Here is a 20,117-nt window from a genome sequence, read left to right as displayed (position 1 = left end):
GCGCGGCCGTTCCTACACTACGGGCGCCTTCTGGCTTGATACCAGGCCCGCCCGGCCCCGCGGTAGGACAAGACGTCCTAGTCGCGGCATCGATCGAGCTGCCGGACAAGGACATGGCGGGCGACCGTCACCCGAACCGGGATCCGTACGGTCGAAGACACCGGGAACTTGCCCGCAGGGGGCAACCGGCAGTGGCCGACGATGGCCACTCTCCTGGAAGACAAGTAGGCAAGGACGGTGATCAACGACCTCAACGACCTCAACGACCTCAGCGGCAGGATGCCTCCGACCCGTGGGATCGGTGATGTCCTGGACCTGACGGCCGGCCTGCTTTCCGCGGTGGGTGGTCCGCGGATCGAGTTGTTCACCGCTACCCGCAACCGGATCTGTCTGCAGCCGAGGGACCTGGCCGATGGTGAGGCGATCGCGCGGCTGCTGGGTTGTGACCGGCCGCTGGATCATCACCTGCTGACGCCGGGCTACACCGTGTGGACCGGGGAACGCGACGGCGTGGAGATCCAGGTCCGTTCCGTGCTGCGCCACCCGGCAGGAGCCGCCCGATGACCCCACCACGCAAGCGCACGCGGAAATGCTGATCGCGGTCGATGTCGACGGGACCCTGGTCGGTAAGGATCGCAAGGTTCCGGTCCAGACCGTCGATGCGCTGGAGTTGGCGCGGGCGGCCGGGCATCACATCGTTCCGGCCTCGGGCAGGTCGCTGGCCGGGCTGCTGCCGATGTGCCGCAGACTCGGACTGACCGATGGGTTCGCGATCGGGTCCAACGGCGCCGTGACCGTGCACCTCGATACGGGCATGCCCTCCGGCTATGAGCTGCTGGATGCCACCGTGTTCGAACCCGGCCCGCTCATCGCCAAGGCCCAGGCGCTCGAATCCGAGGTCCTGGTCGCGGTCGAGAGCCTCGGGGAGGGCTGGAAGGTCAACCACCAGTTCGAGCCCGGACTCCTCAACGGACCACAGCGCTTAGCCGGTACGCCCGACCTGCAGGGTGAGCCGACGACGCGGGTCGCGCTGCACGCTCCAGGCATGACCCGGCACACCGAGGCCCTGGCCGCACTGGGCGGCGTGACCGTCACACCCGCCGGGAAGAACTGGATCGACGCCACCACCGCCGACGTCACCAAAGCGACCGCCCTCGGGTCGGTCCGGACCCGGCTCGGCATCCCGGCCGCCGCGACCGTCGCCGTGGGCGACGACCTGAACGACATCGCCATGCTGAAATGGGCCGCCCGCGGCATCGCGATGCAACACGCACCCGCCCTCGTCCACCAGGTTGCCGATGAGACCACCGGCTCGATCGACGCGGCCGGGGTTGTGACCGTGCTCCACTCCCTGGTCCCGCAAGAGGCGCTCGACCCGGGGCTGTCCCCGCTGGCCGCGCAACTGACCGCCGCCACCCACACCACCACCGGACTCACCACGGTACGCGTCTGGCACGGCACCCACACCGACCTTGCCGGAGCCGAGGTCTGGACCCACCACACCGGAACCTGGACCCGCCACTCACCCATCCCCGCCGCCCGAGGCGCCACCATGCGCGACATCGAACACGCCGCCCACGAAGCCCGCCTCGACTACCCCCGCGGCCTCGAGGGCAAACGACGCGCCCAATGGCGCTCCACCACCGCCGTCACGGGCCGCCACTCCCAACGACCCGCAGGATTCGAACTCCCCCTCACCCCGTCTTCCTGACCCACCGATCTTGCGGCTGGGCGTGCACCCCCAGGAAGTCTCTTCCCTTCCTGCACCTCCTTGCACGGCGTCCGGCCGCAAGCCCGCCCACCCCTGGGCGGGCAGCCCCAGAAGGGCCGGGACCGACGCCCCTCGGTCCCGGCCCGCACCCCCAGGCACCACCCACAACACACCTGGAGGAAAGATGACCGCAACCACCGAGGCGCCCGGCGCCGAGATCGGCCAGCGCAACGAGCTGCAGTTCGTCTGGCTGGAGATAACGGGCAAATGTCAGCTCGAATGCGTCCACTGCTACGCCGAGTCCGGCCCCAGCGGCAGCCACGGCGTGATGAGCACCACCGACTGGGAACGCGTCATCGACCAGTGCGCCACCCTGGGAGTGGAGATGGTGCAGTTCATCGGCGGGGAACCCACCCTGCACCCGGACCTGCCCGAACTCGTGGAGCACGCCCTGGCCCGCGGGCTGGAGGTCGAGGTGTTCTCCAACCTGGTACACGTCTCGGACCGCATGTGGGACACGTTCACCCTGCCCGGAGTGCGGCTCGCCTGCTCCTGGTACTCCACCGACCCGAAGCAGCACCTGCTCGTCACCAAGCGCAACACCCACGCCCGCACCCGGGAGAACATCTCCGAAGCCATCCGCCGCGAGATCCCGCTGCGCGCGGGCGTGATCGGGATGCTCGACGACCAGAACGTCGAGGCAGCCACGGCGGAGCTGGAGGCTCTGGGCGTGACCGACGTCGGGGTCGACCACCTCCGCCAGGTCGGACGCGGGATCCGCGACCGCGAGGCGACCACGGCAGAACTGTGCGGCAACTGCGGCGACGGCGTCGTGGCCGTCAGCCCGACCGGCGAAGTGTGGCCGTGTGTCTTCACCCGGTGGATGCCGGTCGGGAACATGCAGAAGTCCACCCTGAGGGACGTCCTGGCCGGGCCGGCGCACTCGGCCGCGACGGCCGAGCTGCGGGCAGAGTTCGCGTCTCGTGCTACGGCGTGCAGGCCGAACTGCAACCCGACGTGCGAGCCCAACCGGTGCGGACCGACGTGCGCGCCTTCGTGTGAGCCGGCGCACTGCAATCCGACGTGCGCGCCGAAGTGCGGACCGAGCTGTGGACCGTGCGCACCTGGCGGACGCTGCTGGCCGTACTTCCAGTGACCCGGCCTGGTCACTCGGCCATCAGTCGGTGCACGAACCGCCCCGGGTCCGCGAGGAAGGCCCGTGTGGTGACCACGGGCAATGCGTCGTCGTAGTCGATGCGGGAAAAGCCGTTGTCGTCGAGCTGGTGGATCACCGCGCCGGGGATGGCGAGGAGGATCGGGGAATGGGTCGCGATGATGAACTGCGACCCCTTCTCGGCCAGCTCGACGACGCGGGACAGCAGGGCCAGGCACCCGGTCACCGAGAGCGCGGCTTCCGGCTCGTCGAGCACATAGAGCCCGTCGGTACCGAACCGGTGGGTCACCAGGTCGAGGAACGACTCGCCGTGCGATCGCTCGTGCGGGGAGGTTCCACCGTAGTCGGGCAGCAGGGGCGGAGAGTCTGGGTCCTGGTCGAGTCGTTCGATCTCGGAGGCGACATTGAAGTACGACTCGGCGCGCAGGAAGAACCCGTCTCGTGGGCGGCGTCCCGGATGCCGCACCACCCGAAGATGGTCGGCCAAAGGGAACTCGGCGGCGCGGGTGCTGAACTGGAAGTTGCGGGACCCGCCCTCGGCGTTCAGACCGGAGGCGACAGCGATAGCCTCGATGAGCGTGGACTTGCCGCTCCCATTGTCGCCGCACAACAGCGTCACCGGGCTGTCGAGGTTCAGACCGTCGCCGATCGTGAGGTTGCGGACCGCGGGAATGTTAAACGGCCATCCCTGTGACGGAAGCCGGTCCGCGCGCACTTCGCGCAAATACGGGCCGCCGACCGTGCGAGTGCGCGTCATATGAATATCGTGCCCTACTGAACGCACGCTGGTGACCACACGCAGCCGCACGAGAGACCAGGTCAACGACCGTGATCGGAGCCATCCACGATGGAGCACACTGACCGGCTCGACGCCTATCTCGTGGAAGCTGCTGAGCGGCTCGGTGTGGTACTTGACGGTGATCGCACCTTCGGGCACCACAACAGCACGATCGCGTCCCGAACGACCGACCCGGGTTGGCTCCGAGTGACGACGGACCACCGGGAATGGACCGATCAGCATATGTGGAACGGCATCGCCACAGCCGTCGGCGATCCGTTCGACGACGTTCCTATGCCCCGAGTTCGTCAGTCCGTCGAATGGGCCGACGGAGACTTGAACGTGCGGGCTGATCTGCTCACCTACGTCGACCAGCCGACGCTGGCCGACGGGCTTGTTCTGGACCACGACATCGATCTGCCTGACACCTGGTGGGCGACACTCCGCTCGGGCCTCGAACCGTTGAGACGCCTGACCACCACCAAGCGGATGGCGATCAACCCTCGCCGCTTCACGTCCACCATCCTCGCGATGTTCGGCGCCGAGATCGATCGCGACCGCATCGAGTGGGAGGTCGTCCACGGTGACTTGCACTTCGGGAACCTCACCGCACCCGACCTGGTCATTCTCGACTGGGAATGCTGGGGATGGGCACCGCAGGGCTACGACGCCGCCCACCTCGTCTGTTCTGCGATCCTCCGGCCCGATGTCGCCGCACGGGCACGGGCTGAGTTCGCCGATGTCCTGGACACCTACTCCGGCGGCGTCGCCCAGCTCATCGCAGCGGCGAAGTACCTACGCCTGGTCGAGGACGGCGACCACCCCGAGATCGCCATTCCTGTCCGCCGCCACGCCCAGGACGTCATCCGCGAGCAGCTCACGTCGTGACCTCTCCACCCATCCCGGCCGACGGCGTGCTGCACCACCTGGCCGACCGGATCCTGGGACGCTGAACCGTGCTGATCGAACGCATCAACATCGACACGCGGTCCACCGGGACCGACGAATGGCCCTACACCGTGCCGGCCGTGAAGCAGATCGCCGAGGCGGGACTGGACCTGACCAGTTCCCTGACGTTCCTTGTCGGGGAGAACGGCTCGGGCAAGTCCACCCTTGTCGAAGCGATCGCCGCCGCATGGGGCATCAACCAGCGCGGCGGACGCGGCAGAGCCGACCGCCGACCCGAACCCGGCACACTCGCGGCCGGCATCGACCTCGACCTGACCTCCACCGGCCGCCGCTACCGCACCGGCAAGAACCGGTCGAAGTCGTTCTTCCTGCGCGCCGAAGCCGCACTCGATCTCCTGGAGTTCGTCAGCTCGTTCAACCTCATCGTCCCCGGCTACCCACAAGAAGACCTGCGCACCCTGTCCCACGGCGAGGGCTACCTCGCCGTGTTCCGCGAGATCTTCTCCCGCCCCGGCCTGTACCTACTCGACGAACCCGAAGCAGCACTCTCCTTCACCTCCAGCCTCCAGCTCATCGCCGCCCTGCACACCGCTCCGGACAGCGGCGCCCAGGTCATCTGCGCCACCCACTCCCCCGTCATCGCCGCAACCCCCGGCGCGCAGATCCTCGAACTCGACGACACCGGCATCCACCCCACCACCTGGAACGACCTCGACCTCGTCACCCACTGGCACACCTACCTCAACAACCCCGACAGCTACCTCCGCCACCTCCTGGACTGATACGAGCAAGCGCGTCATCCGTGACGCCGTCGTCGGCGACGCAGAGCAGTTGGCCCTCGTGCATCACTCCACGTGGCGCCACGCCTACGCCGGCCTGCTGTCCGAGAAGCACTGGCTCACCGACCAGGAGATGGGTCACGTCGCCACTGCCGACGTTCATGCGTCGTCGTGACCACAACCAGACTCCTCATTGCCTGTCGCCGCGGGGATCCGCCGACGAACTGATCGCGGTCTGGGACGGCAAGCCCGCACGCGGCTACGGCGGAACCGCCGTTCGCGGCTTGAGATGTACGGGACGGCGCTCTTCCCGCATGCTCCACAATGTCTCAGTGAGTCTCGCCCGCCTGCCCCGTGTCCGCGCATCCGAGCTCGCCGGCCGCGGCTGGCTGAACACCGGCGGCAAGTCGCTCTCGCTCGCGGACTTCCGAGGTCGTCTTTTGATCTTGGACTTCTGGACGTTCTGCTGCATCAACTGCCTGCACGTCCTCGACGAACTGCGTGAACTCGAGGCCGCCCACCGCGACGAACTCGTGATAGTGGGCGTGCACTCACCCAAGTTCGAGCACGAGGCCGACCCCGAGGCGCTCGCGGCCGCCGTCGAACGGTACGAGGTGCACCATCCCGTGCTCGACGATCCTGAGCTCGTCACGTGGCGGGCGTACGCCGCGCGGGCCTGGCCGACCCTCGTCGTCGTCGACCCCGAGGGATACATCGTCGCCCAGATGGCGGGGGAGGGGCACGCGTCCGCCATCGGCGCGCTGGTGGCCGAGCTGATCGAGGAGCACGAGGCCAAGGGCACCCTGCACCGGGGCGACGGCCCCTACGTGCCACCGGAGCCGACGTCGGGCACGCTCCGCTTTCCGGCGAAGGCGATCGGGCTGCCCTCGGGCAACCTTCTCGTGGCCGACGCCGGCCACCACTCCCTGGCCGAGCTGGCGGGCGACGGCGAGACGCTGGTCCGCCGTATCGGCTCGGGCGATCGCGGCTTCCGCGACGGCGGTCCCGGTGAGGCGAGTTTCGCCGAGCCCAACGGGCTGTGCCTGCTGCCGGCGGAGGCCCGCGCCACGCTCGGCTACGACGTGGTCGTCGCCGATACCGCGAACCACGCACTGCGCGGCGTGCGGCTGTTCGACGGCGAGGTGACGACGCTCGCCGGGACGGGACAACAGTTCATGGTGGGCGGGCTGGAGAACAGCGTGGGGCGGACCGGGGAGCTCGACCTCGGGGCCGCCTACGACGCGCGGTCGATCCGTCTCTCCTCCCCGTGGGACGTGGTGTGGTCCCCGGAGCTGAGCGCGCTCGTCGTCGCCATGGCGGGGAACCACACGCTGTGGGCGTTCGGACCCGCACGCGAACTGGCGTCCATGTGGCTCCTGGCCGGCACCATGAACGAAGGCCTGGAGGACGGCCCGGGCAGGGTCGCATGGTTCGCTCAGCCGTCCGGCCTGGCGGTCTCGACCGGCCCGGACGGCCTCCCGGACGGCATGCTCTGGCTCGCCGACTCGGAGACCTCGGCGCTGCGCAAGGTGGCTCCCGTCGACGCCGAGATCGAGACCGCCGTCGGGCACGGGCTGTTCGACTTCGGGCACCGGGACGGCGCCGCCGGTCAGGCACTGCTGCAGCATCCGCTCGGTGTGGCGGTGCTGCCGGACGGCAGTGTCGTCGTCGCGGACACGTACAACGGCGCGATCCGCCGGTACGTACCGCCTGTGGAGGCGGCGCTCGCCGATGGCAGGCCGCTCGCCGCAGGCGAGGTGAGCACGCTCGCTACCGGGCTCGCCGAGCCGAGCGGCGTCGTCGTCCAGGTGGACGGTCGCGCGTGGGTGCCGGGGGACCGGGTGCCCGACGACGGCGAGGTCCACCTGCTCGTCGTGGAGTCGGCGGCGCACCGCCTCACCCGGATCGCGGTGGGCGAGGACCTGGCGGGCGAGATCCTGGATTCCGGGGCGCGCCGCACCCAGCGCCCCGCCACCGACGTCGCGGCCGGCCGGCTGCGGCTCGTGGTCCCCTTCGAGCCGGCGCCGGGCCAGAAGCTCGACGATCGCTGGGGACCGTCCACCGAGTTGAAGGTCAGCGCGACCCCGCCCGAGCTGCTGCGCGCCGGGGCCGGGAGCGGGACGGACCTGTTCCGGGACCTGGAGATCGATCCCGGCGTGTCCGAGGGCGTGCTCCACGTGACCGCCAAGGCTGCGTCGTGCGACGTCGTGCCGGTGGGGCCGGACGGCGAGCCCGACCCGGAGGTCTTCCCGGCCTGCCATCTCGCGAGTCAGGACTGGGGGGTACCGGTGCGGGTGGTCCCGGCGGGCGACGCCGGGCCGGACTCGCTCACGCTGCCCCTGCGGGGGTGAGGGCGCCGGTGCGGGCGCGGGTGAAGACCTTGTGATCGCACCACTCGAAAGGTTTCGATCGAGGCGGTCCGCGGGCTAGACTGACGCCGCAGGAATCACCGGCGTGACGGCCGCGGCATCCGCGGCCCGCGCATCATCGGCGGCCGGCGTGCCGCCCGGACCCGGAGGGGGTGGAGCTCATGACCCGTAGCGAGCCCCCCAGTAGTCCGAGCCGCGGCTGACGGCTCGACCGGCAGGTTCCACCACCGACAACGCACCGACGCGTCCATCGCATCGGTGTGCCGTGCCGTCTTCTTCCGAGCCTCCAGCTGCGGCTGCTCCGTGCCCCCGTCCGCTTGTGCCGCCCCACGCCCATCGCTTGACGGCGTGCCGAGGAGGCAGCAACGACCTCGGAGTACCTCATGACCACCTTCCTGCCCGCACGCCCCGTCCGCTCGCGCCCGCTCCTGGAGGCGCTGCGCCCCCGTCCGCGCCGTCGTCCCGCCGCGCCGTTCATCGCGCCCGACCCCGGAGCGCTCCTGCCGGGCACGCCCCGCCGGTCGCCCGTCGTCGCCGCCGCGATCTACGACGACGGCGAGCGCACCGCATCCTTCTCGAAGCTGTCGGACGCCTTCCGCGCACTGCGCAGCCGCTCCGGCGGCATGGCCTGGATCAGCCTGGAACAGCCCGCCGGCCCGGGGGTCGCGGCCCCGCAGGCGGGTTCCGGAAGCTCTCCCTCCGAGGCGGTGCTCAACTCGCTCGCCGAGGAGTTCGACCTGCACCCGCTCGCCGTCGAGGACGCGATCCAGGCGCACCAGCGCCCCAAGATCGAGCGGTACGGCGACACGCTCTTCGTGGTGCTGCACGCCGCCCGGTACGACGACGACGCCGAGCGCGTCGAGTTCGGCGAGCTGCACGTGTTCATCGGCCCGGACTTCGTCGTCACGGTCCGGCACGGGGCGTCCCCGGACCTGGGCGCCGTCCGCGATCGGCTCGAGAAGGACCGGACCATGCTCGCGCGCGGCCCGGAGGCCGTGCTGTACGCCATTCTCGACGACGTCGTGGACGGCTACGCGCCCGTCGTCGCGGGCCTCGAGAACGACATCGACGAGATCGAGTCCGAGGTGTTCGGCGGCGACCCCGACGTCTCGCGGCGCACGTACGAGCTCTCCCGCCAGGTCGTGGACTTCCAGCGGGCCGTGCGGCCGGCGCAGAAGATCTGCGCGTCCCTGGCGAAGGGCGCGGAGAAGTACGACGTCCACCTCGAGCTCCAGGCCTACCTGCGCGACGTCGCGGACCACCTCACCGAGGCCGCGGACCGTATCGACTCCTACCGGGTAGCGCTCCGCGACATCCTCACCGTGAACGCCACGCTCGTCGCGCAGCGGCAGAACGAGGAGATGAAGCACCTGTCCGAGGTCAGCCTGCGGCAGGGCGAGGAGGTCAAGAAGATCTCCGGCTGGGCCGCGATCCTGTTCGCGCCGACGCTGGTGGGCACCGTGTACGGCATGAACTTCGACGTCATGCCGGAACTCGGCTGGGCGTGGGGTTACCCGGCGGCCCTGGTGGCGATGGCCGCGGTGAGCGTGGGGCTCTTCGGCGTGTTCCGGGGGAAGCGCTGGATCTGAACGGCGGGGCGGCGGCCCGTCCGGCGGATGCCGCGGGTCCGCCAGCCGCTCGTCCGGTAGCGGCCGGCCGTCCGGCAGATGCCGCTCAGGAACCGGCCGCCGGGACCCGCGGCGCGGGGATGCCGGCCCCGGTGCCCAGATGGGCGCGGGCGTAGGCCAGGGCCTCGGCGAGGTCGGCCGTGCGTTCCTCGGCGCTGCGGCCCCGCGTCGAGATCTCCAGGCAGACGTCACCCTGCCAGCCCCGCCGGCCCAGCTCGGCGAGCACCTTGTCGCACTTCATCGTTCCCCGCCCGGGGACGAGGTGCTCGTCGCGGGCGCTGCCGGTGCCGTCGGCGAGGTGCAGGTGCCGCAAGCGGTCGCCGAAGATCTCGAGCAGTTCGAGCCCGTCCTGCTGGGCGACGCTCGCGTGCGAGAGGTCCAGGGTGACGGCGTCGTAGCTGTGGTCGGTCGGGTCCCAGCCGGGGAGGTACGCCTGCATCTCCCGGCCGCCGCCGCGCCAGGGATACATGTTCTCGACGGCGATCGTCACGCCGGTGTTCTCCGTGAGGGTCGCGACCTGCTCCTCGAACTGGCGCGCGTACTTGAACTGCCAGCGGAAGGGCGGGTGCACCACCACCGTGGCCGCGCCGAGCTCCTGCGCCATGTCCACGGTCCGGTGCAGCTTGGGCCCGGGCGCACGGCCCCACACGCGCTGACTGACCAGCAGGCTCGGAGCGTGCAGCGACCGCACCGGCATCCCGGTCTCCGCGGAGTGCCGCGCGAGCGTGAGCGCGTTCCGCGTCGCTTCCTCCGACCAGATCATCACTTCGACGCCGTCGTACCCCGCCGAGGCCGCGGCCTCGAAGGCGTACGGCACGCGGCGCGGGAACACGGATGCGGTGGACAGCGTCACATGGACACCGGGCAGGGTGGTGTCGGGCGCGGTCCTGTCGAATCCGATCGGTTCCTGCATGTCAGCCACCTTAAGAGGGGTTCGTAACGAAAACGTGACCTAGGGGTTCACGGAGCATGGCGACCTGCGCGGATATCACGGACCACCCCTCCCGAGATCCCGGACGGCCTCGCGCGCGGCACGCGCCGTCGGTTGGTCGAGGACGCTCCTGGCCAGTTCACGGCACTGTTCCAGTGTGACCTGGCGCAGTGCGTCGGCCACCGCTGCGAGCGCGCGCGGTGTCATCGACAGCGAGGTGACGCCGAGGCCTACCAGTACCGGCGCGAGCAGCGGGTCCGCGGCGGCCTCGCCGCACACGCCCACCGGACGACCATGCACCGCCCCGCCCTCGCACGCCACCCGGACGAGGTCGAGCACGGCGGGCTGCCACGGCGTGGACAGCGCGGCGACCCCGGCCAGGTCGCGGTCCGCCGCCATCGTGTACTGGGTCAGGTCGTTCGTGCCGAGGCTCGCGAACGCGGCGTCGGCGAGCAGCCATCGCGCCTGGATGGCCGCCGCGGGCGTCTCGATCATGACGCCGGCCGTGGTGAGGTCGTGCGCGGTGCACGCTGCGACGAACTCGCGCGTCTCGTCGGCCGTGGCCACCATCGGCGCCATGACCCAGACCTCGGCGTTCTCGGCGCGTGCCGCCCGCGAGATCGCCTCGAGCTGGCGATCCAGCACGTCAGGATGGTCGACGGCGGTCCGGATGCCGCGGACCCCGAGGGCGGGGTTGTCCTCGTGGTCGGGCGTCAGGAAGCGCAGCGGCTTGTCCGCGCCGGCGTCGAGCGTACGGACGACGACGCGGCGTCCGCCGAACCGCGCGAGCACCGCACGGTAGGCGTCGACCTGCTCGCCGACCGTCGGCTCCGTGCCCCGCCCGAGAAAGCAGAACTCCGTGCGGAACAGGCCCACGCCTCGCGCTCCGGCGCCGGCCGCGGCGACTGCCTCCGCCGGGTCGGCGACGTTCGCGACGAGGTCGACGTCGTGGCCGTCGCGCGTCGCCGCGGTGCCGTCGAACATGCCGCGCGCCGAGGGCCGGCGTCGGACCAGGGGCCTCGTGCCGGCGTCCGGCCCGCCCCCGGCGTCGTCGTCCTCGTCGAGGCCCGCCGCGGACAGGTCGGCCGCGTCAGGGGCGACGAGGACCATGCCGTCGGTGCCGTCGACCAGCACGCTCTCGCCCGTGGAGAGGTCGGCGGCCTCTCCGAGCGCGACGACGGCCGGGATGCCGAGCGATCGCGCGATGATCGCCGTGTGCGACGTCGGGCCGCCGCGGGAGGTAACCACGGCGAGCACCGTGGCCGGGTCGAGGGTCGCCGTGTCGGCGGGCGCGAGATCGGTGGCGACCAGGACGAACGGGTGACCCGGATCCGGGACCCCGGGAGGCGGCGCGCCGGTCAGCGCGGCCACGATGCGGTCGCGGACGTCCCGCACGTCCCGCGCCCGTTCCGCCATCGGGCTGCCCAGCGACTCGAGCTGGGCCGCCACGGTTCCGGCGGCGTCCCACACCGCGCGTTCCGGTGTGAGGTGGTCGGTGCGGACGCGGTGGGCGGCGTCGGCGGCGAGCGTCGGGTCGGCCGCCATCGCGGCGGTGACGGACAGGATGTCGGAGGCGGTGCCCGTGGCGCGCCCCGCGCGCTCGGCGAGGTCCCGCTCGACCCGCACGGCGGCATCCCGCACCGCCGCGACCGCCCGGCCCACCGCCGCCGGCTCGATCCGGCTGGTCGCGGGCTCCGGCACGCGCGGCGGCATGTGGACCACCGGGCCCGCCGCCCGTCCGGGACTCGCGGGCACGCCGGTTCGCTTCTCCACGGGCATACCGCTCCCGTTCTGCGTGGGATGACCAAGAGGTTCCGCCGGTGGGGCGCAACCACTAACTCAAGTGCGCGAGGCACGTTACATGCTCAGGCCCCCGCCTGCCGAGACTGCTCCTCCGTGCGCTTCTGCCAGGATGGCGGTATGGCGCTCACCGTGCTGTCTCCCGTCTCCGGAACCGTGGTCGCGATGGCGGACGTCCCCGACCCCGTCTTCGCCGAGGGCATGGTCGGCCCGGGGATCGCCGTCGACCCCTCGGTGGACGGGGCGACGTCCGACGTCGTGGCACCGTGCGGCGGAACACTCGTGAAACTGCACCCGCACGCGTTCGTCGTCGTCGCGACGGAGGATGCCGTGGCGACGGAAGGCCGGGAAGCGGGTGGCGGACCGTGGGGCCGCGGCGTCCTGGTGCACCTCGGGATCGACACCGTCCAGCTCGGGGGAGCGGGGTTCACGGTGCACGTCGCCGAGGGCGACGTGGTGGCCGCGGGCCGGCGCCTGGTCACGTGGTCGCCCACCGAGGTGTCCGACGGCGGTCGCTCGCCCCTGGTACCGGTAGTGGCCCTGGACCTGTCGCCGGCCGACCTGCAGGTGCTCACCGCACCAGGCGACCCGATCGCGGCGGGAGATCCGCTGCTGCGACTCGGGTGACCTGGTGAACGGCGAGGGGACCGAGGGACGGCTCAGCGCCTGCCCACTCGGCAGGCCACGTCGAGGTCGTAGGTCGTCGTCGTCCCCGAGACCTCGTTGGCGACCACCAGCAGCGGCGACCGCGTCGGCGAGTCCTTCGCCGCGATGAACGTCAGCCCCTCCGGCCCGAGGTCTCCGGCCCGCGCGAGGGCGGCGTCGATGTCGTCGGCGTCCTCGACCGAGACGGAGTAGTCGCGGTTCGAGATGTAGGTGACGAACTCGGCGTCGGCCGGGCGGGTGATGTCGTAGACCATGACGCCGCCGGCGCGCTCCAGCGAGACGAACGCGTAGGTGGCGCCGCGGACGCGGCCGACGGTCACACCCTCGGGCTCAGGACCCTTGTTGTCGGAGCGACCCTCGAAGTTCGTCTCCGAGTGGTTCGTGTTGAACGCCTCGCCGAGCGCCTGCGCGGTGATGCGCTCGAAGTCGTCGCCGGAGTCGAACACGAGCTCGCCGTCCGTCGTCCAGATCGAGAACGACCGGCCGCCGAACGTGTACAGCTCCTCGTAGCACGAACCGTCCGCGGACAGGCCGTCGACCAGCGACACGTCGACACGGCCGAGGTCCTCGTCCCCGAGCAGACCGGCCGCCGGCGCGTCGTCGCACACCGGGGGCAGGCCGTCGTCGCCCAGGTGCTTGGCGCGGGCGGAGTCGACGAAGTCGCCCCACTCGCGCGAGTCGCCCTCGTTCGCCGTGACCAGGTACGTCCGGCCGCGAGACGTGTACGACGTCATCGCGTCCGGCAGGTACAGGCCGTGGACCGGGTACGTGCGCGGCTCGGCCTTGTCGTCCCGGTCCGACGGGTCCAGGCCCGCGCCCGGCACCGAGTGGTCCTTGGCGCCGAGCGGCCACAGGTCCGTGACCGCGGCCGTCGCCAGGTCGACCACCGCCACCGCGTTCGCCTCCTGCAGCGCCACGTACGCGGTGCGGGAGCGCTTGTCGATGGTGACGTACTCGGGCTCGAGGTTCTGCGAGACCGGGTGCGAGGAGTCGCCCTCGGGGGTCGGGACGTGCGGGCCGAACACGCGCACGCCCGCGGGCAGCGCGTCCCCCTCGAACGCGTGGAAGTCCGCGGTGCGGACGGCGCTCTGCGCCGGCGTCGCGACCCTCCACGGCAGGGAGACCACCGAGACGGTGCCCTCGGGGTCGACAGAGAAGTCGTCGTCGGGCTCGCCCTCGTTGGCGACGACGGCGGTGCGGCCGTTCGGCGTCAGGGCCACCATGTCCGGCAGGGCACCCGCGCGCACCGCACCCAGAGCCTCGCCGTCGCCCGCGGCATCGAAGAAGACCAGCCAGCCGGCGTCCGTCTTGACATCGGACTCCACCGCGACGACACCCAGGCCGTCGCGGCGCACGGCGACGGAGTTGGCCTGCGCGCCCTCGGGGACCACCGAACCGTCGGCGGACTCCACTCCCGTGGTCCGGAGCGAGAACAGCTCGACCGGATTCGCCGGGTCGGCGCCGTCGAGCACCGTGACCTCGGCGGCATGAGCGTTCACCACGAAGAGGCGGTCCGTGCGCGGGTGATGGGCGACGATCTCGGCCGCCGACTCGTCGAACACGTCCGTGGCGTGCGTGCCGATCGGGGAGAGGGACAGCGTGGCGTCGTCGGCCGAGTACACGACGGGGTCGAGGTCGGCGCCGGACGACGTCGAGGCGATCGCGACGCCGGTGATCGACATGGACAGGGCGGCACCGGCGGCGACGGCGGCCGATGTCAGGGTCATGGGACGGAGGATCCGCATGGTGCAGCTCCGGAGGTCTGCCGGCACACCGGTCGTGCCGATCACCGGTGACGCTAGGCCGACCGGGTGGATCCGTTCCTGAGCAGGGGTGACCCGACGGTGACGCGACGGTGAACCCCCGGTGATCGACCCGGCTCGCGCGGCTCCCGCCGTCCGGGCCGGCGCTCCGACGTCAGGCGGGGACGCGCTCCAGGGCGCGTGCGCCCACCGCGCGGAGCACGAACGTCTCCGTGGCGCGGATCGTGCGCTCGCGGGCGGCGGGCTCGTCCGGGATCAGCCGGCCCGACAGGCAGGCGTTGACCAGGTGCACGGTGGGTTCGACGTCCTGCGGCGGGAAGATCCCGGTGTCGATCCCCTGGGTGATGATGCGGCGCAGGATGGACTCGACGATCTCCGCGTGCTCCCGCAGGCGGGCCTGGGTGGCTCGCGAGAGGACGGTCCGCAGGTCGGGTCCGGGGGCGAGATGGAAGACGCGCGTGAGCTGAGCCTGCTGGCGGATGTAGGTGCGGAGCTGTTCCACCGGGTGGTCGATGCCGTCGAGCGCACGCTCCAGGGTGTGCGCGTACTGCTCCGTCTCGTGCGTGATGAAGCCGAGCAGCAGGGCTTCCTTGTCGTGGAAGTGGTTGTAGACGGCCGTCCGCCCGACGCCCGCCGCCTCGGCGATGTCCGCGAGCGTGATGGTGTCGAAGCCGCGCTCCGCCATCAGCGTCGAGAGTGCGGTGAACAGCTTCTGCCTCGTCATCTGGCGGTGCTCGTGCAGGCTCTTGCCGATGATCTTGGGCATGATGACATCATAGGGGTATCCCGTCAGCTACAGGCCCGTGCCGTCATATCAGACCCCGACGGCGATGGTGGTATCGGTCACCGCGATCCGGAGTGGATCCGCCGGGAACGGCGGTTCTCTGTTGCGCGCCGGAAACATAGGGCTCACCGGCGCGCAATGAATCGCGATCCCCGTCACGGGCATGTTTCACGTCCGTAACATCCCTGATGTCGGGGCTATCGACAACGGCAGTAGTGTGCCCGCATGACGCTTCTTGCAGGGATCATCCCCGCAGAACATGCCGCGGGGCACACGCTCGTCCTACCGTGTCCCGACGGTCCGGTGGCGGTCAGTCCGATGGCGTCGGCATGGTTCTCCGATGTCGCGTGGCTACGAGAACCGTCGCGTGCCTCGGGGGCGCGCAAGATGACCGGAGCGCGATTCCGCGGGATCCAGCAGGCCGAGTCCGTCACACCCGGCGTCATGCGCCTCGGCGAGGAACACATCGCGACGGGCCCGTTCGCGGTGGAGGGGGAGCGGCTCGCCGAGATCTCCCTGAACGCTCCGAAGGCGGAAGCGTACGTCCTCTCACGCAGTGACGGGCTGCGCGACGTGCGCGCGGCGGCGCCGACGTCGTACGACGACCGGGACGGCATCGCCAGGTCCTTCCCCCAGGCGCTCCCGCAGGGCGAGGAGCTGCGGGTGATCCAGTGGGCCGTCGCCGCGGCGCGCAAGACCGGTGGCGTGCTGCTCGGCGACGGGCTCCGGCTCATGGCCCCGGACCCCTTCGCCTCCGTGAACCTCGGGCTCTACAGCGCGCACCCGCTCGCAGCCGGCGATGTCCTGCCGTTGCTGCGCGCCTTCATCGCCACCGCGGAGGTCGGGGCGGACCATTCGACGCCGGACGGGTCGCCGCGTTACCGGCTCGTGGGGCCGACCGCCTACGACGGATCGATGGTGATCGACGTCGAGCGTGTGGACCGGGTGCCCCGCGCGCTCGGCGCGCTCGACTGGCGCGCCTACGGGCCCTTCGCCTACCGCATGAACTGGTTCCCGGCCGACCCGTACGAACTCGAGCTGGAGCAGCCCTCGGGCCTGCACGTCATCGCCCGGGCCAGGATGCGGTCGTCGATAGCGCGCCTCGCGATGTCCCTCCAGAGCCGGATCGCGGGCGTCGTCGTGGACGACGGCGGGTTCGTGGCCGGCGCCGAGGATCTCGAGACGCGCAGCGACCCGCCGGCGAGCTCGGGAAGCGGTCGCGCCTGGGTCTGACGGCGGCGCCTGGGTCCGACGACGGCGTCCGGGTCCGAATGGGCGGCCCCGGCCATGTCCATGCATTTTCATTGTCCACAGATTTTTTCCACAGGGCTGTGTATATGTGGCAAAGTCCCAGGCGTGCTTGTGGACAGTGCTGTGGACGGACGTGTCGGCAAAAAGGTGCGTGAATGACAGCGCCGGACCGGTTGCCACCCCGCCGAATGGGAACTAGAAACGTGGCTATCGGTTCGGTGAGTGACGGCTCGGTCGGTGTGCTGCAGTAGCGCCGAAGGGCCGGCCGCCGGACGCCGGTCGACCGGAGAACGACAGGACGTCCCGTACTGCGGTGCGGGCTGTGGGTGACGACACAGGTTCCTGAACGGACCCGGAAGACCACCCGCGTCCGACACGTCCTGCACCAGTTTCGGCCCGGCGACCCGGGCCAGAGGGACGTGGACCCGGAGCCGTGACGTCGACGCGGCGCCTCCGGTCCCCGGGTAAGTCGGCCGGAGGTACGCGGTACGCCAGGGCTCCCGGCCTGCCCCGGGAGCCCTGGCACCTCGGAGATCGCGCCAGTCGTTCTCCCTCAGCGGTCGAGCGTCGTCAGGTGCAGCGACACCGGCAGGTTCCACTTCGCCGCCGCGAGCCAGCCGCTCCAGCAGCGCCAGGCGACGCCACCGTCTCGCGCGGGATGGTGGCCGGAGCGCTCCGCGAGCCGGAGCCGCGTCGCGAGTCGCTCGGCGGCCGACGCCTGGGCGACGAGGAGGTCGACGGAGATCGTGCCGAGAATCTCGTCCCCGAGATCGAGGTGGTCGACGCCGGCCCGCACCTCGAGGGCGTGCGTGTCGGTGACATGGGCGATCAGGGCTGTGACGGCGACGAGCTCGGCCGGGCCGGAGCGGGCCGGGGCGGGGCCGCTCACCGCGACCACGTCCGGGTGACCCGTTCCCGCGAGAGAGTGCCGTTGATCCGGCGGAGGGCGCCGGCCACGGCTCCAGCAGAGTCCGTCCAAGTTGCCATTCCAGTCCTTTCGAAGTCCGCCCCAGAGGTCTCTCTAGGTGCGTAGTCCACGATGGGTACGATGACTAGAGAGCGCAACTCGAACGCCGAAAAGTTGCGCATCGGCAACAGCAGATAGTTAGGTGGATCCCGTGTCTAGAGAGGGCCGAGTGACAGCTTCCAGCATTGCCAAGGACCTGCGCGCCGAGATCCGCGCCGGGACGTACAAGCCTGGCGACCGACTTCCCAGCGAGGCGGCGCTGATGACGACCTACGGCGTCGCCCGCATGACCGCCCGCCACGGCCTGTCCATGCTCAAGGACGAGGGCCTCACGGTGACCCGTCACGGGTCGGGCGTCTTCGTGCGGTCCTTCGATCCGATCGTCTTCGACAGCACGGGGTCGGCGTCCGACGACAGCACGATCACGCCGGTCATGGACGAGACCGACGCCGGACTGACGGTCCGCACTCTCGCGGTGACGCCCGAGGAGGATCCGACGGAGGAGGCGCGCAAGGCGCTCGGCCTCGACCCCGGGGTCCAGGTGACCACGCGCGAACGGCTGCACGTCAAGGGGCGCAAGCCGATGCTGCACGGCGTGTCGTACGTGCCCGCGTCGATCGCCGCCGGCACGCCGATCGCGGACGACGAGATCGGGCCGGGCGGTACCTACGCCCGCCTGAAGGAACTCGGGCACGAGCCGGTGAAGTTCCACGAGGACGTCGTCGCGCGCATGCCCACCATCGAGGAGATCGAAGCGTTGCGCATCGAACCCGGCACCGCCGTGCTCCAGGTGATGCGTACCGCGCTCGACGCCCAGGACGTCGCGGTCGAGTACAGCCGCATCGTGCTCGACGGCGGCGAGTTCATGCTCCGCTACAACTTCGACGCCTGACGGCACGTTCGACGCCTGACGGCACGCGCGGCCCTCGGCCGGCCGCACACTCACCCCGCGGCCGGGCCGAGGTCCACGCGTGCGGGGCGGCCGGGATCGGCGGTCACCACGAGCCGTCGGCGTCCCGGACCCGCACAACCCAGGGACGACGGCGCGACCCGCGGAAGGGCTGTCCACAGCTGGATCCCGTGCAACAGCGCCGGGGCCCGCCTGAGGTAAATTCGGCGGCCGATGATGCCGGAGTTCCGGGACACCTACGAGCACCTGGGCGGATGCGGGTGCCCGGCGCGTCACGGAAGGGCGGGGCCGCGATGGGTTGGCTGGCTGTGGACCACGGGTACGAAGTCGCCCTGGTGGGAGGCCGAGTGGCAGCGCGGTCCACGTCGGGCCGGTCCACGGGACGGCTGTTGAGGTCGTTGCCGAAGGAGCTCAGGGGCCGTCCCGAGATCGACCGGCTGCAGCGGCTCGCACGGTGGCTGGAGCGGCACGCCGCCGAGTGCCTGGCGCAGGTGGACCACTGGATGGTCTGGTCGGTGCCCGTGCCGACCGGCCTGCTGGCGCAGGTCTGGCCGGACGAGGCGTGGCGGTCGGCACTTCGCGACATGGTGGTCGTCGGCGACGATCCGGACGAGCCGGCACTTCTGCGGGACGTCACCGGATCGGGTGAGCTGCAGGTGGTGGGCCTGGACGGGAAGACCGTGGGGATATCCCCCGCGACGGTGCTTCTGCCGCACCCCGTATCGCTGCCTCGTCTCGCCGAGGTGCGGAGACTCGCCGCCGAGTCGGGTGCGGCGGGCCGGGTCGAGCAGATCCACCGGGAGACGTGGATCAAGCCGGACGATCTCCGGGAGAGAGGTGTGGGGCTCCGCCCCCGCAAGATATGACGAGACGGAGCGGCCCAACCTCGTTGGGCACACTCCGTCTATCCGTCGAGAGCGGGTGACGGGAATCGAACCCGCGCTGTCAGCTTGGGAAGCTGAAGTTCTACCATTGAACTACACCCGCAACGTCCTGGTTCAGTCCGGTTTGGCCACCCTACGATGGTCCCCGGAGGAGGTCCACGGTATCTCCACCACAACCTGCTGAACTGGTGTGCGCACTGATCATAACCGACGTCGCCGGAAAGCCGAACCCGACGACACAACACTGCCCGCGACTGGAGACGCCGTGAACAGGCACCACCCGAACGACGAGCCGACTGAGGCCATCGACTACGACAAGACCGTCCAGGTTCCGGGTGGCCGACCCCTCGACGAGACCATCCCGTTGCCCGACGGAACACGTGTCGAGTCCGGCTACACCCGCCCCCTGCACTTCCCGGGGAGCACGCCCCCGCCACCGAGCCCTCCCACGTCCAAGGTGAAGGGCAAGTCGCGTGTGGTCGCCGGGCTGCTCGGCATCTTCCTCGGCGCGCTCGGTGCCCATCGCTTCTACCTCGGGTACCGGGCGCTCGGCCTCGTCATGCTGGCCATCACCGTGATCGGCGCGCTCGCGAGCTTCGGTTTCGTCTCGGCGATCTGGGGCGTCATCGAGGGCATCCTCTACCTGGCGCTCCGCAAGGGCTACTGGTCCGTCGACGCCAAGCAGCGCCCGCTCCGCGACTGACCTGCCGGGGCCGACCTCTCCGATCGGCACGTCCACGAGCGGTCGGGAGTTCCATGAGTGATCGGCAGATCAATCTGCCGATCACTCATGGAAGGACCGACCACGCGACG

Annotated in this window: 18 protein-coding genes and 1 tRNA gene; 12 read left to right on the top strand and 7 right to left on the bottom strand. The window is 70.8% G+C overall.

Annotation, left to right across the window (positions count from 1 at the left end; genetic code table 11):
- The first annotated feature begins 237 nt into the window (after positions 1 to 237).
- The 3 genes from ACYVK5_RS02775 to ACYVK5_RS02765 all read left to right on the top strand — a co-directional run bounded on the left by ACYVK5_RS02775 (position 238) and on the right by ACYVK5_RS02765 (position 2,867).
- On the top strand, positions 238 to 564 hold the full coding sequence (locus ACYVK5_RS02775) for a hypothetical protein (protein WP_460701763.1): 327 nt from the start codon (positions 238 to 240) through the stop codon (positions 562 to 564).
- A 25-nt stretch (positions 565 to 589) separates the two neighbouring features.
- On the top strand, positions 590 to 1,711 hold the full coding sequence (locus ACYVK5_RS02770) for an HAD family hydrolase (RefSeq protein WP_460701762.1): 1,122 nt from the start codon (positions 590 to 592) through the stop codon (positions 1,709 to 1,711).
- A 184-nt stretch (positions 1,712 to 1,895) separates the two neighbouring features.
- Positions 1,896 to 2,867 (top strand): radical SAM protein, encoded by a 972-nt coding sequence (locus ACYVK5_RS02765; protein ID WP_460701761.1) that lies wholly within the window; start codon positions 1,896 to 1,898, stop codon positions 2,865 to 2,867.
- Between the two features lie 10 nt (positions 2,868 to 2,877).
- Here the strand turns inward: ACYVK5_RS02765 and ACYVK5_RS02760 are convergent, their stop codons facing one another.
- Positions 2,878 to 4,071 carry an AAA family ATPase gene (locus ACYVK5_RS02760; protein ID WP_460701760.1) on the bottom strand — a complete coding sequence of 398 codons (1,194 nt, stop codon included), beginning with the start codon at positions 4,069 to 4,071 and terminating at the stop codon, positions 2,878 to 2,880.
- Here ACYVK5_RS02760 and ACYVK5_RS02755 point away from each other — a divergent pair.
- The 4 genes from ACYVK5_RS02755 (at position 4,006) to ACYVK5_RS02740 (ending at position 9,309) form a co-directional block, all read left to right on the top strand.
- On the top strand, positions 4,006 to 4,551 hold the full coding sequence (locus ACYVK5_RS02755) for a phosphotransferase (protein ID WP_460701759.1): 546 nt from the start codon (positions 4,006 to 4,008) through the stop codon (positions 4,549 to 4,551). The two genes, ACYVK5_RS02760 and ACYVK5_RS02755, sit on opposite strands and share 66 nt — an antisense overlap.
- A gap of 68 nt (positions 4,552 to 4,619) precedes the next feature.
- Positions 4,620 to 5,354 (top strand): AAA family ATPase, encoded by a 735-nt coding sequence (locus ACYVK5_RS02750; RefSeq protein WP_460701758.1) that lies wholly within the window; start codon positions 4,620 to 4,622, stop codon positions 5,352 to 5,354.
- 311 nt (positions 5,355 to 5,665) lie between these two features.
- Complete coding sequence (locus ACYVK5_RS02745) at positions 5,666 to 7,702, top strand: NHL domain-containing thioredoxin family protein (RefSeq protein ID WP_460701757.1); 2,037 nt, start codon at positions 5,666 to 5,668, stop codon at positions 7,700 to 7,702.
- A gap of 401 nt (positions 7,703 to 8,103) precedes the next feature.
- Positions 8,104 to 9,309 carry a magnesium and cobalt transport protein CorA gene (locus tag ACYVK5_RS02740; RefSeq protein WP_460701756.1) on the top strand — a complete coding sequence of 402 codons (1,206 nt, stop codon included), beginning with the start codon at positions 8,104 to 8,106 and terminating at the stop codon, positions 9,307 to 9,309.
- Between the two features lie 85 nt (positions 9,310 to 9,394).
- On the opposite strand, the gene ACYVK5_RS02735 is transcribed toward ACYVK5_RS02740, so the two are convergent.
- Together ACYVK5_RS02735 and ptsP are read right to left on the bottom strand one after the other, a co-directional pair.
- Complete coding sequence (locus tag ACYVK5_RS02735; RefSeq protein WP_460701755.1) at positions 9,395 to 10,261, bottom strand: sugar phosphate isomerase/epimerase family protein; 867 nt, start codon at positions 10,259 to 10,261, stop codon at positions 9,395 to 9,397.
- A 75-nt stretch (positions 10,262 to 10,336) separates the two neighbouring features.
- Positions 10,337 to 12,058, bottom strand: a complete 1,722-nt coding sequence (gene ptsP, locus ACYVK5_RS02730) for a phosphoenolpyruvate--protein phosphotransferase (RefSeq protein WP_460701754.1) — start codon at positions 12,056 to 12,058, stop codon at positions 10,337 to 10,339.
- A 141-nt stretch (positions 12,059 to 12,199) separates the two neighbouring features.
- Between ptsP and ACYVK5_RS02725 the strand changes: the two genes are divergently transcribed.
- On the top strand, positions 12,200 to 12,706 hold the full coding sequence (locus ACYVK5_RS02725) for a PTS sugar transporter subunit IIA (RefSeq protein WP_460701753.1): 507 nt from the start codon (positions 12,200 to 12,202) through the stop codon (positions 12,704 to 12,706).
- Positions 12,707 to 12,738: 32 nt separating this feature from the next.
- Here the strand turns inward: ACYVK5_RS02725 and ACYVK5_RS02720 are convergent, their stop codons facing one another.
- Positions 12,739 to 14,472, bottom strand: coding sequence for a choice-of-anchor I family protein (locus ACYVK5_RS02720; RefSeq protein ID WP_460701752.1), 1,734 nt, complete (start codon positions 14,470 to 14,472; stop codon positions 12,739 to 12,741).
- A gap of 190 nt (positions 14,473 to 14,662) precedes the next feature.
- Positions 14,663 to 15,274: a TetR/AcrR family transcriptional regulator gene (locus ACYVK5_RS02715; RefSeq protein ID WP_123812886.1), complete on the bottom strand. Its 612-nt coding sequence runs from the start codon at positions 15,272 to 15,274 to the stop codon at positions 14,663 to 14,665.
- 243 nt (positions 15,275 to 15,517) lie between these two features.
- Between ACYVK5_RS02715 and ACYVK5_RS02710 the strand changes: the two genes are divergently transcribed.
- Positions 15,518 to 16,525: a hypothetical protein gene (locus tag ACYVK5_RS02710; protein ID WP_460701751.1), complete on the top strand. Its 1,008-nt coding sequence runs from the start codon at positions 15,518 to 15,520 to the stop codon at positions 16,523 to 16,525.
- Between the two features lie 571 nt (positions 16,526 to 17,096).
- Here ACYVK5_RS02710 and ACYVK5_RS02705 read toward each other — a convergent pair.
- A complete protein-coding gene (locus tag ACYVK5_RS02705) occupies positions 17,097 to 17,432 on the bottom strand; it encodes a hypothetical protein (protein ID WP_460701750.1) in 336 nt (111 codons plus the stop codon).
- A 247-nt stretch (positions 17,433 to 17,679) separates the two neighbouring features.
- Between ACYVK5_RS02705 and ACYVK5_RS02700 the strand changes: the two genes are divergently transcribed.
- Positions 17,680 to 18,402: a GntR family transcriptional regulator gene (locus ACYVK5_RS02700; protein ID WP_460701749.1), complete on the top strand. Its 723-nt coding sequence runs from the start codon at positions 17,680 to 17,682 to the stop codon at positions 18,400 to 18,402.
- A 365-nt stretch (positions 18,403 to 18,767) separates the two neighbouring features.
- Positions 18,768 to 19,286, top strand: coding sequence for a DUF4132 domain-containing protein (locus ACYVK5_RS02695; protein ID WP_460701748.1), 519 nt, complete (start codon positions 18,768 to 18,770; stop codon positions 19,284 to 19,286).
- Positions 19,287 to 19,336: 50 nt separating this feature from the next.
- Here ACYVK5_RS02695 and ACYVK5_RS02690 read toward each other — a convergent pair.
- Positions 19,337 to 19,407 (bottom strand) — tRNA-Gly (locus ACYVK5_RS02690).
- 162 nt (positions 19,408 to 19,569) lie between these two features.
- On the opposite strand from ACYVK5_RS02690, the gene ACYVK5_RS02685 reads away from it, so the two are divergent.
- Positions 19,570 to 20,007, top strand: coding sequence for a TM2 domain-containing protein (locus ACYVK5_RS02685; protein WP_460701747.1), 438 nt, complete (start codon positions 19,570 to 19,572; stop codon positions 20,005 to 20,007).
- Positions 20,008 to 20,117: the final 110 nt, after the last annotated feature.

The organism is Myceligenerans halotolerans (genome assembly GCF_054782975.1).
The sequence above is the reverse complement of the archived record's forward strand: the minus strand, read 5'-3'. Positions and strand labels throughout refer to the sequence as shown.